We start from the raw sequence: 15802 nt of genomic DNA, 5'->3' as shown, positions 1-15802 counted from the left end.
AGGTCGGCAACGATGGGGGCGGAGACGACTCTCACGGGCTGCTTCCAAGGGGCGTTCGGCACGATGGTGGTGCCTTCCGTCTACCGCCCTTCTGGCGCGGACCCGCTCGGGGCGGGGGGACCGCGTGGCGGGACGAGGCACCGGGTAATCCCGCTGTCCGTGCCGCCGGGTGGCACCGGCCGTCCTACCAACCATGGTTGGTAGGACGGCCGGTGGGGGCGTCGCTGTCCGCGCACCAGGTCAGGAACTTCCATCGGGCGTGTCCGACCTGGTTGCGGTCCGCGCCGGTGCGTGCCAGGGCGAGCAGAGTGCGCAGGGACTCCTTGGCAATCCACGCGGTCAGCAGTCTCTGGCCGATCGGTCCCTCGTCCAGCAGTGCGTTCCACATTCTCGCGAACTTTTCGCCGGTGAGGCTCTCGCGGTTGCGTAACAGGCGGCGGTGGGCTTTCCATTCGGGGTCGGCGGCGCGTCCGCGCCGGCCGCGGATCTCGGCGGTGGTGCGGCGCCGCACGGTGGAGAGCATCGTGTTGGCGAGCTGGACGATGTGGAAGTGGTCGACGACCACGATCGCGTCGGGAAGGCCGGTGCGGATCTCGGCGCGGTAGGTGGCCGACATGTCGATGGCCACGTGGGTGATGTTCTTGCGCCAGGTCAGCTCGGTGGTGGAGAGCCAGGCCAGGAAGTCGGCGGCAGTGCGGCCCCCGACCTGGCCGAGCAGCCCGCCGGCGCCCTGGGCGTCGACGAGGCCGGTAATCAGGGTGGGGCCGGTTGCGATGTTGCTGCGCTGTCTGCGTCTCGGTCGCCCGCGCCGGCGTTCCCCGCGACGGAACGGACATGGCGATCGGTGCGGCGTGGGGTGGGAAGGACAGGGTTGATGCCGTTGGAGTACGGGGCGGTGATCCACCATGGAGACGTCCTGCACGAGTGTCGACTTTCTCTCTAGTTACGACATGCTTGATGCGCTGACCTTGGGTATTTGAGTTACACATATGTAGCCTCTGGTATGCCGTCTGACCTGGTGTGGTGTGCTGCAGGGGCGCTTGATGCCCGGCTCTGTGACGCTCTGACCTGTGGTGCTGCAACTGGGCGGAGGATGTTGTGACTGCGGGGATAGCCTTTTGGGTACTGCGGAACTATGGCCCAAAAGTGATCATGAAGGTTGGTGCAGGGCTAAGTCTTAGCTTGACGTTTAACTTGGCAGGTCACTCGACCTGCTGATCTGCGGTTTTTCCCGGGACAATGGGGGCGGCCGTTCTCCACGCTTCGAGATGTCGAGTCACGAAGCACGAGAGAACGGCCGCTGCCCATGAGTCTCCCCTTCGATGCGCCCGCAGGCGAGGCGTTGGACGTGTTGTCCCGCTTTCGGGTCGAGTTCTATGAATGCCTCTACGCCCGTGCGGACACGCTTTTCGAGCTCACGGATGCGGTGCTGTGTGCGGATGGGCCGGTGAAGACGCTGGTCGAGCTGTCACTGGCGGTCGAGCACCGGCGCGGGCACGGCGCCCTGTACGCCGCCTTGGACCGGGGCTGGCTGGAGCCGACACGGTTGCGCCGCACGTTGGCCCGTCTGCCGCTGCCGAAGGCGGCCGACGGGCGCATCGTGCTGGCCGTGGACGTCAGCAACTGGCTTCGTCCTGATGCCCCGACCAGCAACAACCGGCTGTTCTGTCACGTCTACGGACGCGGTGACCGCAGCACGGATCAGTTTGTGCCTGGCTGGCCGTACTCTTTCGTCGCCGCCCTGGAGACCGGCCGCACCTCCTGGGTCGCGCTGCTGGACGCCGTGCGTCTGGGCCCCGCCGACGACGCCACTGCCGTCACCGCCGCCCAACTACGTTCTGTGGTACAGCGGTTGGCGCAGGCTGATCTCCCCGGCGATGTCCTCCCGCGCGGCGGAGAAGACGCTGCGCTCCAGGCCGCCGAGGCTGTCGCGGACCTTCTCCGCGGCGTCGCCGTAGTCGTCGACCACGACGTCGAGCAGCGCGTGCAGTACCGCGGGCGGGCCGAAGCGCAGCGTCGTGGTGTCCTCCCGGAGCCGGCGAGCGGCTTCGCCGGCCGGGTCGGCGGAACCATGGCGGACCGTCAGGACGAGGCGCGGGCCGACGAACAGCATCATCTCGCCGGTCTGGACCGCCGCGTCGTCCGGCAGGTACCACAGTGTCTTGAGGGCCACCGCGAGCACGTCGCCGTACCGCTCCTGCTTGGGCCGCTAGTGCGCCTGGACGGCGTCCTCGGCCGCCAGGGCGTGCAGCCCCAGGGGTTCGGCCAGCCGCGCCACCACGTGCCCCGCGGGATCGACCAGGTGCACCCAGCCGAACTCCCCGTCGCCCAGGCCGGACAGGCGCTTCAGCGCCGCCTCGCACACCTCGTCCGGCGCGTCCGGTCCGCCGCACTGCGCGCACTCCACCCGCTCGGCGCTGCCCGAGCGCTCCTGGTACACCACACACTCCATGACCCACGCGTGCTTCGGCCCGGCGCCTTCATGCCCCCGGCCGAGGTCAAAAGAGCGTCAGGGACTGATGGCCAGCACCACATAGGCGGCCAGCAGCGACAGGTGCAGTCCGCCCTGCAGGGGTGTGGCCCGGCCCGGGACCACCGTCAGCGTCCCCACGGCGACCGTGATCGCCAGCAGCACCATGTGCGTGGCACCGAGCCCCAGGATCAGGGGGCCGGGCATCCAGAACGAGGCCACCGCCACCGCCGGGATGGTCAGCCCGATGCTCGCCATCGCCGAGCCGAGCGCGAGGTTCAGGCTGGTCTGCACCCGGTCCCGCGCGGCGGCGCGCACCGCGGCGATCGTCTCCGGCAGCAGCACCAACAGCGCGATGACCACGCCCACGAAGGAGGAGGGCAGTCCGGCGACGGCCACGCCGTGCTCGATTGTCGGGGCCTCCACCTTGGCCAGGCCCACCACCGCGATCAGGGCGACGGCCAGCAGTCCGAGGCTGAACAGCGCGGCCCGGGTGGTCGGCGGCACGGAGTGCTCGTCGTCGGTGATGACCCGGCCCGCGGAGGTCACCGGCAGGAAGTAGTCGCGGTGGCGCACCGTCTGGGTGGCCACGAACAGCCCGTACAGCACCAGTGAGGCGAGCGCGGCGAAGGCGAGCTGGGTCGTGGAGAACTGCGGCCCCCGCGCGCTGGTGGTGAAGGTCGGCAGGACGAGGCTGAGCGTCGCCAGGGTCGCCACGGAACCCAGGGCCGCTCCTGTCCCCTCGGGATGGAAGACCGCCACCCGGCGGCGCAGCGCCCCCACGAGCAGGCACAGCCCCATGATGCCGTTGCAGGTGATCATCACGGCCGCGAAGACGGTGTCGCGGGCCAGTCCCGCGCTCTTGGGGCCGCCGTCCGCCGTCAGTGTGAGGATCAGCGCCACCTCGATGACCGTCACCGACACCGCCAGCACCAGTGAGCCGAACGGCTCGCCCACCCGGTGCGCCACCACCTCAGCGTGGTGCACGGCCGCCAGCACGGCCGCCGCCAGGAACAGGGCCACCACGACGACCACCGCCACCGGCAGCGACCGGCCCCAGGTGAGAGCCAGCAACACGACCGAGACCACCGGCACGACGACCGTCCAGCGCAGCACGGCCATGCGGGAACGGGCGATCATGGGCCGAGTCTGACACCTCGTCAGGCCGGGCGCGACGCGGGCGCGGCCGGCCCCCGGCTAGAGCGCCTGCTCGGCCCAGATCGTTTTGCCGGTGGCGGCCTGCCGCGTTCCCCACGCCTGCGTCAGCTGCGCGACCAGCAGCAGACCCCGCCCTCCCTCGTCGTCCGAGCGGGCCCGGCGCAGGTGCGGGGCGGTGTTGCTGCCGTCGGAGACCTCGCAGATGAGGGAGCGGTCGCGGATGACCCGCAGCTGGACCGGCGGCGATCCGTGCCGGATGGCGTTGGTGACCAGCTCGCTCACCACGAGTTCGGTGACGTGCACCGCGTCCTCCATGCCCCAGCCGCGCAGCAGTTCCGCCGTGGCCTGCCGGGCCCCGGCCACGTGCGCCGGGTCGGAGGGCACGTCCCAGACCGCGACCTGTGCGGTGTTCAGCGCCCGGGTGCGGGCCAGCAGCAGCGCCACGTCGTCGACCGGCCGGTCCGGCGGGAGGGACTTCAGGATCGTGTCGCAGGCCGAGTCGATGGAGGGCGCGGGAGCCGCGAGCGCGGTGCGCAGCCGCGCCAGGCCCGCGTCCAGGTCGAAATCCCGGCTGCCGATCAGACCATCCGTGTAGAGGGCCAGGACGCTGCCCTCCGGCAGCTCCCGTTCCGTCGCCTCGAAGGGCAGCCCGCCGACGCCCAGCGGAGGGCCCGCGGACACCGGGACGACCTCCACGGTCCCGTCGGGCAGCCGCAGCACGGGCGACGGGTGCCCGGCGCTGGCCATCGAGCACCGCCGCGAGATGGGGTCGTGCACCGCGTACAGGCAGGTCGCGCCGACCTCGGTGGTGGCCTGGCCGCGGTCCTCGCCGGCCTCGTCCCCCGAGTTCAGATGGACGACGAGGTCGTCGAGGTGGGTGAGCAGCTCGTCGGGCGGCAGGTCCACGTCCGCCAGGGTCCGCACCGCCGACGCCCCCGGTTGGTACAGCCCCGGAGACGAGACCCCCCATCTGCCCGCCGTCGCGGACGCCGTGTGGAACCGGCAGGCCGTGCGGGTGCGCTACCGCCGCTGGCGCGAGCCCGCCGAGACCGAGCGGCGCCTGGAGCCGTACGGCCTGGTCCTCAAGGCCGGCCGCTGGTACGTCGTCGCCCGCGGCGACGGCGGCCTGCGCACGTACCGCGTCGACCAGATGCTGGCCGTCGACGTGGTCGGCGAGGCCTTCGAGCCCGAGGCGGGCTTCGACCTGGCGGCGTACTGGCGTGCCTACCTCGCCGACTTCCATGCCCGGCTCCATCAGGGGGAGGCCCTGATCCGGCTCTCACCGCGCGGGGCGGAGCGCCTGCCCTCGCTGCTCTCGCACGCCGTCGTGCGGGCGGTCGCCGAACGCGGCGAGCCCGACGGCGACGGCTGGGTCCGCGCTTTCGTACCGATCGAGTCCCTCGGGCACGCCCACAGCGAATTCCTCCGGCTCGGCCCCGACCTCGAAGTACTCGGACCCCTGGCGCTGCGCGAACTGCTCGTCGGCTCGGCGCGCGGCCTGGCGGCCCTGTACGCGACCCGTTGACGCCGCCCCGCCGTTCAGGCCGGGTGCCGGTCCGCGAGGTCCGCCGCGGGGGCGGCCGGGAGGGGCTCGGGGGAGTGCGCGGACCGGCGGGCCGCGCGGAGCCAGGCCGCGGAGGCGAAGGCAGCGAGGGCGCTGACGGCGGCGACGGCCGCGAAGCCCGCGGCGGTCCCGGCGCGGGCGGTGACGGCGCCGGTGCCCAGCATGACGACGACCGTGGGGGCGAGCCCCCAGCCGTTGGCGACCCCGAAGGCGCGCCCCGCGCGGTGCTCCTCGACCGAGGCCATGAGCAGCGTGCGGGACGCGATACGGGCCTGCCCGAAGAGGAACGCGCCGAGCGGTACGAGCAGCACCAGCCCCGGCACGCCGAACCGCGGTTGGACCGCGAACAGGACGTTGCAGAAGAGGAAGCCGGCCAGGGCGAGCCGCAGATCGCCGAGGCGCGCGCCGGTGATCCGGTAGGCGGCGGCCGCGAGCAGGAAGCCGGCGCCGCCGAGCGCGTCGACCACGCCCACGACGGCCGGACCCCGGTGCAGGTCGCCGATGACGAGGACCGGCATGAGCGCGTTGAACACGGTGACGACCACGCTGCCCTGCGCGTAGAGCGTGATCACCGGCCCGAGCGGCGACTGGGCCGGGACGGCCGGGGCCGGGCCACCGGCCGCGGCCCGCGGGAGTACGGCCCGCCGCCCGGCGCGCCCGGTCGCCAGCACGAGCAGCGCGGAGACCGCGAAGGTGATCCCGTTGAACACGCACAGCGGGGTGGCCCCGAAGTACTGGAGGGCGATGCCGCCGACCGTCGCCGACAGCAGCATCCCGCTCTGCAGGGCCATCTCGTAGTGCGCGTTGAACCGGCGCAACTCCCGCGCGGCGACCCGCTCCTTGACGAGTGCGGCGCTGACCGGCACGAACAGCGCCGCGATCACCGCGAGGGCGAAGTTGCTGCCGTAGACGACCGCGTTCCGCGGACCGCCCATCGCCAGCCCCAGCGGCATCGCGAGCGCGGCGAGCGCGCTGAGGGCGTCGCAGGCCACCCAGAGCGTGCGCCGGTCGAAGCGGTCGGCCAGCCGCCCGAACAGCGGGGAGAGTACCGCCTGCGGCACGGCGACGGCGATGAAGAGCCATCCCACGTCCAGCACCGAGCCCTGGGCCCGCACGATGAGCAGCGCGGCGGCGATCAGCTGGATGTTGTTGCCGAGCGAGGTGATGAAGACGGCGGGCAGCAGCAGGGCCTGCGTACGGGTGGTGGTCACGTCCACCCATGGTGCGGAGGGTCCCTGACATCTTCTGTCAGTGAGGGGCGCGGCGCGTATCCTCGGTGCGTGCCTCGCCGTTCGAAGACGTCGCGCCGCTTGGTCGCCGACGGACGCGTGTACCAGTGGTCGATGCGCCACCGCCACCGGAGTGACCACGACGGCCGCGCCGTGGACTGCTGTGAGACGCTCACTCTGTCCCCGCAGCCGGCCGGTTCCGGCGGCCCGCTGCGCATCGTCTTCGCCGAGGGCCCCGGCCGGTACGTCCCGGGCGGGGCACCCCTCGGCTCCGGGGACGTGGGCTTCAGCCGGGGGGCGGGCCTGAACCTGCACGAGCCCGGCGCCGTCCGGGCGTTGCTCGACGTTGCACTGGCCCGCGGGTGGCGGCCGGACGAGCGGGGGCCGATCGAAGTCGACGGCTGGTCCCTGCTGGAGGCGGCCGCGGCCGTGCGAGCGCGGGACGCGGGCGCCGAGGGTCCGTGACGGGGGTTCAGACCTCGTCGAGGCGGGACACCCGGCTCGTTCGCGCCGCGGCGAATCCTTCCACCCTCGTCTCGGCCGCGTCCCAGGCCGCCGTGTCCCCGCCCGGTTCGTGGCGGCGCAGCGGCTGGGTGGCGGCGACGAGGGCGCGCATGGCGGGAAGGCCGTCGCCGACGAGGCCGTGAGCGCGGGCCTGGACGAGGATGTTGCCCAGGGCGGTGGCCTCGGCGGGGCCCGCGACGACCGGCAGGCCCGTGGCGTCGGCGGTGAGCCGGCACAGCAGTTCGTTGCGGGATCCGCCGCCGACCAGGTGGACGTGGGTGATCTCGCGGCCGGCGAGCTCGGCCGCCTGACGCAGCGTGCGGCGGTGGGCGAGGGCCAGGCTCTCCAGGATGCAGCGGACCACGGCGCCGGGGCTCTCGGGCGGCCGTTGGCCGGTACGGACGCAGAAGTCCCGGATGCGGGCGGGCATGTCGCCGGGCGGCAGGAAGGCGGGGTCGTCGGGGTCGACGAGGGCGGCGAACGGCCGTGCGGCGGCGGCCTGGTCGAGCAGTGCGGCGAGGGACGGCGCGCCGGACGGCCGACGGGCCCAGGTGCGCCGGCACTCCTCCAGCAGCCACATGCCCATGATGTTGCGCAGATAGCGGATCGTGCCGTCCACCCCGCGCTCGTTGGTGAAGTTGGCGGCGCGGGAGGCCTCGGAGAGCACGGGCGCCTCCAGTTCCAGGCCGGCCAGCGACCAGGTGCCGCACGAGATGTACGCGAAGCCGGGCTCCGTGGCCGGGACCGCCGCCACCGCCGACGCGGTGTCGTGCGAGGCGACGGTGACCACCGCCGTCGCCTCCGGCAGGCCGGTGGCGGCGGCGACGTGGGGGAGCAGCGTGCCCGCGGGGTCGCCCGGTGCGCGCAGCGGCGGCAGCAGCCCGGGCGCGAGGCCGATCCGCTCGGCGAGCTCCGCCGACCAGCAGCCGGTGCGGGCGTCGAACAGTCCGGTGGTGGAGGCGTTGGTCTCCTCGGCGCCGATCGTGCCGGTCAGCCAGTGGGTCAGCAGGTCGGGGACGAGCAGCAGGGTGCGCGCGGCGGCGAGTTGCGCGGTGCCCGACGCGGCGGCGAGCTGGTAGACGGTGGTGAAGGGCAGGTGCTGCAACCCGGTCAGCCCGTACAGCCGCTCCGCGCCGATCTCCTCCCGTACGCGTTCGGCGACGGTGTCCGTGCGGGTGTCGCGGTAGTGGAACGGGTTGCCCAGCAGGGCGCCGTCCGAGTCGAGGAGGCCGTAGTCGACGGCCCAGGTGTCGATGCCGACCGAGGTGACGCCGTCCGACTGCTCGGCGGCCCGGCGCAGTCCGTCCAGCGCGCCTTGGAAGAGGGCGAGCGCGTCCCAGTGCAGTCCGCCGGGCAGGCGCACCGGCGTGTTGGCGAACCGGTGCACCTCGGTGAGGGACAGGTCGTCCCGCGCGACGCGGCCGAGGATGACGCGGCCGCTGGTGGCGCCGAGATCGATGGCGGCGAATGGCACGTGGAGGTCCTCGAATGATCGGTGGTGGTGGGGGGATTGGACGGGAGCCGGGTTCCGCGGGTGCGTCCGCGGGACCCGGCTCCCCGTTCGGCGCGGGTCAGCGCAGGAAGGCCGCCGCCACTCCGGCGTCGACCGGGACGTGCAGACCCGTGGTGTGGGTGAGGTCCCCGCCGGTGAGGGCGAAGACCGCGTTGGCGACGTGCTCCGGGAGCACTTCCCGCTTGAGGATGGTGCGCTGGGCGTAGAACTCGCCGAGCTTCTCCTCCGGGACGCCGTACGTCGCCGCGCGCTGCGCGCCCCAGCCCGAGGAGAAGATGCCGGAGCCGCGGACCACGCCGTCGGGGTTGACGCCGTTGACGCGGATGCCGTGCTCGCCGAGCTCGGCCGCCAGTAGCCGCACCTGGTGGGCCTGGTCGGCCTTGGTGGCGGAGTAGGCGATGTTGTTGGGGCCGGCGAACACCGCGTTCTTGGAGGCGATGTAGACGATGTCGCCGCCGAGCTTCTGCCGCACCATCACCCGGGCCGCCTCGCGTGAGACGAGGAAGGAGCCGCGGGCCATGATGTCGTGCTGGAGATCCCAGTCCCGGGCGGTGGTCTCCAGCAGGGGCTTGGAGATGGAGATGCCCGCGTTGTTGACCACCAGGTCCACGCCGCCGAAGGCGAGCAGCGCCTCGTCGAACGCCGCGGTGATCTGCTCCTCCCGCGTCACGTCCACGGGGACGGCAACCGCCTTGTCCGGGCCGCCCAGTTCCGCCGCGACGGCCTGGGCGCCGTCCGCGTTCAGGTCCGCGACGACGACGCACGCGCCCTCGGCGGACAGGCGGTGGGCGATGGCCTTGCCGATGCCCGAACCGGCGCCGGTGACCAGCGCGATGCGGCCGGCCAGCGGCTTGGGCTTCGGCATGCGCTGGAGCTTGGCCTCCTCCAGTGCCCAGTACTCGATGCGGAACTTCTCCGACTCGGGGATCGGCGCGTACGTGGAGACCGCCTCGGCGCCGCGCATCACGTTGATCGCGTTGACGTAGAACTCGCCCGCGACGCGCGCGGTCTGCTTGTCCTTGCCGTAGCTGAACATGCCGACGCCCGGGACGAGCACGACCGCCGGGTCGGCGCCGCGGATCGCCGGGGAGTCGGGTGCGGCGTGCCGGTCGTAGTAGGCCTGGTACTCCGCCCGGTACGCGGCGTGCAGTTCCTCCAGGCGCGCCACGGCCTCCTCCAGCGGGACCGTCGGGGGCAGGTCCAGCACTAGGGGCCGGACCTTGGTGCGCAGGAAGTGGTCGGGGCAGGAGGTGCCGAGCGCGGCGAGGCGGGGGTGCTCGGCGTGCGCGAGGAAGTCCAGCACCGGCGCGGAGTCGGTGAAGTGGCCCACCTGGGGCCGGTCCTGGGAGGCGACGGCACGCAGCACCGGGGCGAGGGCGGCGGCGCGGGCGCGGCGCTCGTCCTGCGGCAGCGGCTCCCAGCCCGGCAGCGGCGCGCCGAAGGGGTCCTCCTTGCCGTGGCCGGCCAGGAACTCCTCCGCGGTGCGGATGATCCACAGGGCGTTGGATTCGCACTCCTCGGCGGTGGCGCCCCAGGCCGTGATGCCGTGGCCGCCGAGGACGACGCCGACCGCCGCCGGGTGCGCCTCCTTGATCTCGGCTATGTCCAGGCCAAGTTGGAAGCCGGGACGGCGCCAGGGGACCCAGGCGACCTTGTCCCCGAAGCACTCCTCGGTCAGCTTCTCGCCGTCGGCGGCGCAGGCGAGCGCGATGCCGGAGTCGGGGTGCAGGTGGTCCACGTGGGCGGCGTCGACGAGGCCGTGCATGGCCGTGTCGATGGACGGTGCGGCGCCGCCCTTGCCGTGCAGGCAGTAGTCGAACGCGGCGACCATCTCGTCCTCGCGCTCGGGCCCCGCGTACACGGCGGTCAGCGCGCGCAGCCGGTCCAGGCGCAGCACGGCGAGGCCGCCCTCGGTCAGCGTGCCCAGGTCGCCGCCGGAGCCCTTGACCCACATCAGCTCGACGGGGCCGCCGGTGACGGGGTCGGTCTCGGTGGCCTTGGCGGAGGCGTTGCCGCCCGCGTAGTTGGTGTTGCGGGGGTCGGCGCCCAGGCGGTGGGCGCGCTCCAGGAGGGCGGCGACTTCCGGGTGGGTGGCGGGTGCCATGCGGGTGTCCTTCGGGGAGGTGAGGGTCGGGGACGTACGGCGGGACCAGGGCCTACGCGCCCCATCCGGCCTGCGTGCCGCCGACGCGGTCGGCGACGATGTGCTGCTGCCACCCGGAGGCGTGGTAGGCGGCGACCGGGTCGGGGGCCAGGCCCTGCTCCTCGCGCACCTCGCGCAGCAGCGGGCGCACGTCGGTGTTGTAGGCGTCCATGAGCACGGCGTTGGCGGCCAGCACGTCGCCGGACCGCTGGGCGGCGAGCAGCGCGTCGAGGTCGACCAGCAGTGCCTTGGCGGTGGCCTCCTGGACGTTCATCACCGAGCGGATGACCGCGGGGATCTTGGCCTCGATGTTGTGGCACTGGTCGAGCATGAAGGCGACGCCGGTCTCCGGCGCGAAGCCGCCGTTCTTGGCCACCTCGTGCAGGATCCGGAAGAGCTGGAAGGGGTCGGCGGCGCCCACCATCAGGTCGTCGTCGGCGTAGAAGCGGGAGTTGAAGTCGAAGCCGCCGAGCTTCTTCTCGCGCAGCAGGAAGGCGACGATGAACTCGATGTTGGTGCCGGGCGCGTGGTGCCCGGTGTCGACGACGACCTGTGCCTTGGGCCCGAGCTTGAGGCAGTGGGCGTACGCGGTGCCCCAGTCGGGGACGTCGGTGGTGTAGAAGGCGGGCTCGAAGAGCTTGTACTCCAGCAGCATGCGCTGGTCGTCGCCCAGCCGCGCGTACACCTCGGACAGCGCCTCGGCCAGCCGGTCCTGACGGTCGACGATGTCGTCCTGGCCGGGGTAGTTGGTGCCGTCTGAGAACCACAGCTTGAGGTCGCGGGAGCCGGTGGCGTCCATGATGTCGACGCACTCCAGCAGGTGGCCGACGGCCTTGCGCCGGACCGCGGCGTCCGGGTGGCAGACGCTGCCGAGCTTGTAGTCGTCGTCCTGGAAGACGTTGGAGTTGATCGCGCCGAGCTCCAGTCCGCGGTCGCCGGCGTGGCGGCCGAGGGCGGCGTAGTCATCGACCTTGTCCCACGGGATGTGCAGCGCGACGACGGGGGCGACACCGGTGAACTCCTGGACCTTGGCGGCGTCGTCCAGCTTCTCGTACGGGTCGCGGGGGACGCCGGCCTGGGCGAAGACCTTGAACCGGGTGCCGGAATTGCCGTAGCCCCACGAGGGCGTCTCGATCCGCTGGGCAGCGAGTGCGGCCTTGACGGCAGCGAAGTCAGGCATGGTCACCTCTTGGGGTCCAGGGAATCGCTCATCAGTGAATCGATTCATTCCGCTGCGAAGCTATCTATGCCCCCGGGTTGACGTCAAGGGGTGCGCAGTACCGGCCGACCCGTTATTGAATCGTGTCATCAACGGGGTTGTCGCTGATGGCACGGCGCGCCTCCTGCCCCCACCGGGGCGTTTGGAGAGCCCGCAGGTCAGCTGGGGGCAGCGGCGACTCTTGACGCACGCGACGGGCGGAGCTAGCTTCCCGGCAACTCCGTTGAAACATTTCATGTCTGGAGGGCGCAATGACGCACCCCGAACCGGAGACGACTCCGGTGCTCGCACTGGAGGGGGTGAGCAAGTCCTTCGGTGCCGTCCGCGCTCTGCGCGGCGTCTCGCTCCGGCTGTACGCCGGCGAGGCCCACGCCCTCGCGGGCGAGAACGGCGCCGGGAAGTCGACACTGATCAAAGCACTCGCGGGAGTGCACCGGCCGGACGCGGGCACGGTGCTGCTCGACGGCCGGCCGGTCGAGTTCCACGGCCCGGGGGACGCCCGCGACGCCGGGGTCGCCGTCATCTACCAGGAACCGACGCTCTTCCCCGACCTGTCGGTGGCGGAGAACATCTTCGTCGGCCGTCAGCCGCTCCGCTCCTTCGGCCGCGTCGACCACCGGGCGGTGCGCCGCTCGGCCGCCGAGCTCTTCGAGCGCCTGGGCGTCGACCTCGACCCCGACCAGCCCGCGCGCGGACTGTCCATCGCCGACCAGCAGTTGGTGGAGATCGCCAAGGCGCTCTCCTTCGACGCCCGCGTGCTGATCATGGACGAGCCGACGGCCGCGCTCACCGGCAGCGAGGTCGCCCGGCTCTTCGGGGTCGTCAAGTCGCTGCGCGAGCAGGGCGCCGCCGTGCTCTTCATCTCCCACCGGCTGGAGGAGATCTTCGCGCTGTGCCAGCGGGTCACGACCCTGCGGGACGGCGCCTGGATCGCCAGCGAGCCCGTCGACGGGCTGACCGAGGACGACCTCGTGCGCCGCATGGTCGGCCGCGACCTCGACGAGCTCTACCCCAAGCAGGCCACCGAGATCGGTGATGTGGCCCTCGACGTGCGGCGGTTGACCCGCGAGGGCGTCTTCACCGACGTCTCCTTCGAGGTCCGGCGCGGCGAGATCGTCGGACTGGCCGGACTGGTCGGCGCCGGCCGCAGCGAGGTCGCCCGCGCCGTCTTCGGCGTGGACCGCCGGGACGCGGGCGAGGTCGTCGTCAACGGCCGCGCCCTGCGCGCCGGGGCGCCGAGCCTGGCCATGGCCGCCGGCCTCGCACTGGTCCCCGAGGACCGCCGGGCCCAGGGCCTGGTGATGGACATGTCCATCGAGCGCAACATCGGCCTCACCGGCTTCGGTGCCACGTCGAAGGCCGGGCTGATGAGCCGCAGCGCCGAGCGCAGCCGCGCGGTGGACTGGGCGGTACGGCTCCAGGTGAAGTACGCACGCCTGGCCGACGTCGTCGGCACCCTGTCCGGCGGGAACCAGCAGAAGGTCGTGCTGGCCAAGTGGCTCGCCACCGCTCCCCAGGTGCTCATCGTGGACGAGCCCACCCGCGGCATCGACGTCGGCACCAAGGCGGAGGTGCACCGGCTGCTGTCCCGGCTCGCCGGCGAGGGCGTCGCCGTCCTGATGATCTCCTCCGACCTGCCGGAGATCCTCGGTATGGCCGACCGCGTCCTGGTGATGCACGAGGGCCGGCTGACGGCCGAGATCCCCCGGTCCGAGGCGACCGAGGAGACCGTGATGGCGGCGGCCACGGGCCGCGCGAGGAGGGCGGCGTGACCGTGACCGCAGACACCGTGCAGCCGGTCGCGCAGGACGCGCCGGCCGCGTCCCGGCGCTTCCTGGACCGGGCGCTGAGGCTCCGCGCTCTCGCCGTGCTCGGCGTGCTCGTCGTGATGCTGGCGGCGACCCAGCTCTACAACTCCCAGTTCCTGTCCCAGCAGGGCGTCAAGGACCTCCTGCTCAACGCCACCATCCTGGTGCTCGTGGCCATCGGCCAGGCCATGGTGGTGATCACCCGCAACGTCGACCTGTCGGTCGGCTCCGTCCTCGGCATCTCCGCCTTCGCCGCGGGCAGTTACCTGCACGGCGGCGGCAGCCCGCTGGTCGCCGTGCTCCTCGCGGTCGCGCTCGGAGTGCTCTTCGGCGCCCTGAACGGCCTCCTGGTGAGCCTCGGTCAGGTCCCCGCCCTGGTGGTCACCCTGGGCACCCTCTACATCATCCGGGGCATCGACTCCATCTGGGTCGGCTCCCGCCAGATCACCGCGGGCGACCTGCCCGCCGGCTTCACCGACTTCGGGCACGACGGCGTGTGGGTCGTCCCGTACCTGGCGCTGCTGACGGTGGCCGTCCTCGTCGCGGTCGGCTACTACCTGCGCAGCTACCGGGGCGGGCGCGACATGTACGCGCTCGGCTCCAGCCCGGAGGCCGCCCGGCTCGCGGGTGTCCCGGTCCGCAAGCGCATCCTGATCGCCTACGTGGTGTGCGGCGCGCTCGCCGGACTGGCCGGCGCGCTGTACCTCGCCCGCTTCGGCAACGTCGACTCGGGCACGGGCAACGGCTACGAACTCACCGTCGTCAGCGCGGTCGTGGTCGGGGGTGTCGCCTTCACCGGCGGCTCCGGCACCGTCTACGGGGCCGCGCTCGGCGCCCTGCTGCTGACCTCGATCAACAGCGTCCTGCCGTCCCTCGGCGTCAGCTCGGTGTGGGTGCTGGCCATCGACGGCGTCCTGCTGCTGCTCGCCATCGCCGTCGACCGGATCCTGGCGCTGCGGGTGGCCGGCGTCCTCCGCAAGCGGGCCGCACAGATGAGGAGTGCCCACCATGCCTGAGACCACCAAGGCCGCCGCCCCGGCCCCTGTCCCGGCCGCCGCGTCCGCCCCGGCCCACGGCTCCCGCCTCGGCGGCGCGGTCCGCTGGGACACGGCGGTGGGTGCCCTGCTGATCGTCCTGCTGATCTGCTCCTTCTCCTTCGTCGGCAACTTCGGCAACGCTCTGAACGTGTCGTTCCTGATCGGCAACACGCTGCCGATCGCGCTCATCGCCCTGCCGATGACCATGCTCGTGGTCTCCGGCGAGATCGACCTGTCCGTCGGCTCGACCGCGGGGCTGTCCGGCGCGGCCATGGGCGCGATGTGGAACGGCGGCATGGCCATCGAGACGATCATCCCGCTGTGCCTGCTGCTCGGCGCGGTGTGCGGCCTGGTCAACGGCCTGCTCGTGACCCGGCTCGGACTGCCCTCGCTGGCCGTCACCATCGGCACGCTGGCCGCCTACCGCGGCATCGCGCAGATCGTTCTCGGTGCCGACTCCGTCACCGACTTCCCGCAGCAGTACCTCGACTTCGGCTCCGGCCGGATCGACGGGACCTTCGTCCCGTACGCGGCGATCCCCTTCGCCGTCCTGCTGCTGATCGCGGTCGTCGTCCTGCACGCGACACCCTTCGGCCGCTCGCTGTTCGCGGTCGGCGCCTCAGAAGAGGCGGCCCGGTTCGCGGGCGTACGGGTCAAGCGGGCCAAGCTGGCCATGTTCGTGACGACCGGTGTGGTCTCCTCGCTCACCGGCGTCTTCTGGGCCCTGCACTACGCCAGCGCCCGGTACGACAACGCCACCGGTCTGGAACTGTCCGTCATCGCGGGCGTGCTGCTCGGCGGCATCGACTTCGACGGCGGCAAGGGCACCCTCGGCGGCGCGATCGCCGGCGTGTTCCTGCTCGGCGCGGGCCAGAACGTGATGAGCCTGCTCAACGTCTCCGCCCAGTCCCAGATCGTCGTCACCGGCGTGCTCCTGGTGATCTCCGTCCTCGCCCCGAGGATCGGCCGCCAGATCGCGCAGTCCCGGGCCCGCAGGAGGGCCACCGACCGGGCACCGGCCGTGCTCGCCTCGTCCTGACGTCACATCACCTCCGCTCTGGGGCACCTCACTTCGCCGCCTCAGCGTTCCTCGGCATGTCCTCCCCCCGCACGTCATCGCAAGCCCCGTGTTCCGGTACCCGCGTCCGGCAGCGAAA

General features: G+C 72.4%; 13 protein-coding genes and 2 pseudogenes. 6 read left to right on the top strand and 9 right to left on the bottom strand.

The annotated features are described in order from the left end of the window. Positions 1-184: 184 nt before the first annotated feature. Positions 185-907 (bottom strand): ISL3 family transposase, encoded by a 723-nt coding sequence (locus tag RV983_RS08490; RefSeq protein ID WP_475985167.1) that lies wholly within the window; start codon positions 905-907, stop codon positions 185-187. Positions 908-1306: 399 nt separating this feature from the next. On the opposite strand from RV983_RS08490, the pseudogene RV983_RS08485 reads away from it, so the two are divergent. After that, positions 1307-1861, top strand: a pseudogene (locus RV983_RS08485) (transposase); the annotation flags it as partial. On the opposite strand, the gene RV983_RS08480 reads toward RV983_RS08485, so the two are convergent. The 4 genes and pseudogenes from RV983_RS08480 to RV983_RS08465 all read right to left on the bottom strand — a co-directional run. Next, positions 1832-2173, bottom strand: a complete 342-nt coding sequence (locus tag RV983_RS08480) for a CorA family divalent cation transporter (RefSeq protein WP_475990254.1) — start codon at positions 2171-2173, stop codon at positions 1832-1834. The pseudogene RV983_RS08485 and the gene RV983_RS08480 overlap by 30 nt on opposite strands. A gap of 36 nt (positions 2174-2209) precedes the next feature. Continuing rightward, positions 2210-2452 carry a hypothetical protein gene (locus tag RV983_RS08475; RefSeq protein ID WP_475985166.1) on the bottom strand — a complete coding sequence of 81 codons (243 nt, stop codon included), beginning with the start codon at positions 2450-2452 and terminating at the stop codon, positions 2210-2212. A gap of 57 nt (positions 2453-2509) precedes the next feature. Continuing rightward, entirely contained in the window at positions 2510-3610 is a 1101-nt protein-coding gene (locus tag RV983_RS08470) for a calcium:cation antiporter (protein ID WP_475985165.1), read from the bottom strand. A 57-nt stretch (positions 3611-3667) separates the two neighbouring features. Further along, positions 3668-4594, bottom strand: a pseudogene (locus tag RV983_RS08465) (SpoIIE family protein phosphatase); the annotation flags it as partial. Between RV983_RS08465 and RV983_RS08460 the strand changes: the two are divergent. After that, positions 4506-5153 (top strand): WYL domain-containing protein, encoded by a 648-nt coding sequence (locus RV983_RS08460; protein WP_475985164.1) that lies wholly within the window; start codon positions 4506-4508, stop codon positions 5151-5153. The pseudogene RV983_RS08465 and the gene RV983_RS08460 sit on opposite strands and share 89 nt — an antisense overlap. 14 nt (positions 5154-5167) lie before the next feature. Here RV983_RS08460 and RV983_RS08455 read toward each other — a convergent pair whose 3' ends face one another. Next, on the bottom strand, positions 5168-6403 hold the full coding sequence (locus tag RV983_RS08455) for an MFS transporter (RefSeq protein ID WP_475985163.1): 1236 nt from the start codon (positions 6401-6403) through the stop codon (positions 5168-5170). A 69-nt stretch (positions 6404-6472) separates the two neighbouring features. Between RV983_RS08455 and RV983_RS08450 the strand changes: the two genes are divergently transcribed. Beyond that, on the top strand, positions 6473-6886 hold the full coding sequence (locus tag RV983_RS08450; RefSeq protein ID WP_475985162.1) for a hypothetical protein: 414 nt from the start codon (positions 6473-6475) through the stop codon (positions 6884-6886). Positions 6887-6893: 7 nt separating this feature from the next. On the opposite strand, the gene RV983_RS08445 is transcribed toward RV983_RS08450, so the two are convergent. The 3 genes from RV983_RS08445 to rhaI form a co-directional block, all read right to left on the bottom strand. Next, positions 6894-8399: a rhamnulokinase gene (locus RV983_RS08445; RefSeq protein WP_475985161.1), complete on the bottom strand. Its 1506-nt coding sequence runs from the start codon at positions 8397-8399 to the stop codon at positions 6894-6896. A gap of 97 nt (positions 8400-8496) precedes the next feature. Then, complete coding sequence (locus tag RV983_RS08440) at positions 8497-10542, bottom strand: bifunctional aldolase/short-chain dehydrogenase (RefSeq protein ID WP_475985160.1); 2046 nt, start codon at positions 10540-10542, stop codon at positions 8497-8499. A 52-nt stretch (positions 10543-10594) separates the two neighbouring features. Next, complete coding sequence (gene rhaI, locus RV983_RS08435) at positions 10595-11761, bottom strand: L-rhamnose isomerase (RefSeq protein WP_475985159.1); 1167 nt, start codon at positions 11759-11761, stop codon at positions 10595-10597. Positions 11762-12051: 290 nt separating this feature from the next. Here rhaI and RV983_RS08430 point away from each other — a divergent pair, with 290 nt between their 5' ends. Genes RV983_RS08430 through RV983_RS08420 form a run of 3 tightly spaced genes read left to right on the top strand, consistent with a single transcriptional unit; the run spans position 12052 to position 15684 of the window. Continuing rightward, positions 12052-13572 (top strand): sugar ABC transporter ATP-binding protein, encoded by a 1521-nt coding sequence (locus RV983_RS08430; protein ID WP_475985158.1) that lies wholly within the window; start codon positions 12052-12054, stop codon positions 13570-13572. Continuing rightward, on the top strand, positions 13569-14624 hold the full coding sequence (locus RV983_RS08425) for an ABC transporter permease (RefSeq protein WP_475985157.1): 1056 nt from the start codon (positions 13569-13571) through the stop codon (positions 14622-14624). Before RV983_RS08430 ends, RV983_RS08425 begins: the two co-directional genes overlap by 4 nt. Beyond that, positions 14617-15684, top strand: coding sequence for an ABC transporter permease (locus RV983_RS08420; RefSeq protein WP_475985156.1), 1068 nt, complete (start codon positions 14617-14619; stop codon positions 15682-15684). Before RV983_RS08425 ends, RV983_RS08420 begins: the two co-directional genes overlap by 8 nt. The last annotated feature ends 118 nt before the right edge of the window (positions 15685-15802 follow it).

Source organism: Streptomyces sp. RLA123, assembly GCF_056270165.1.
The sequence above is the reverse complement of the archived record's forward strand: the minus strand, read 5'-3'. Positions and strand labels throughout refer to the sequence as shown.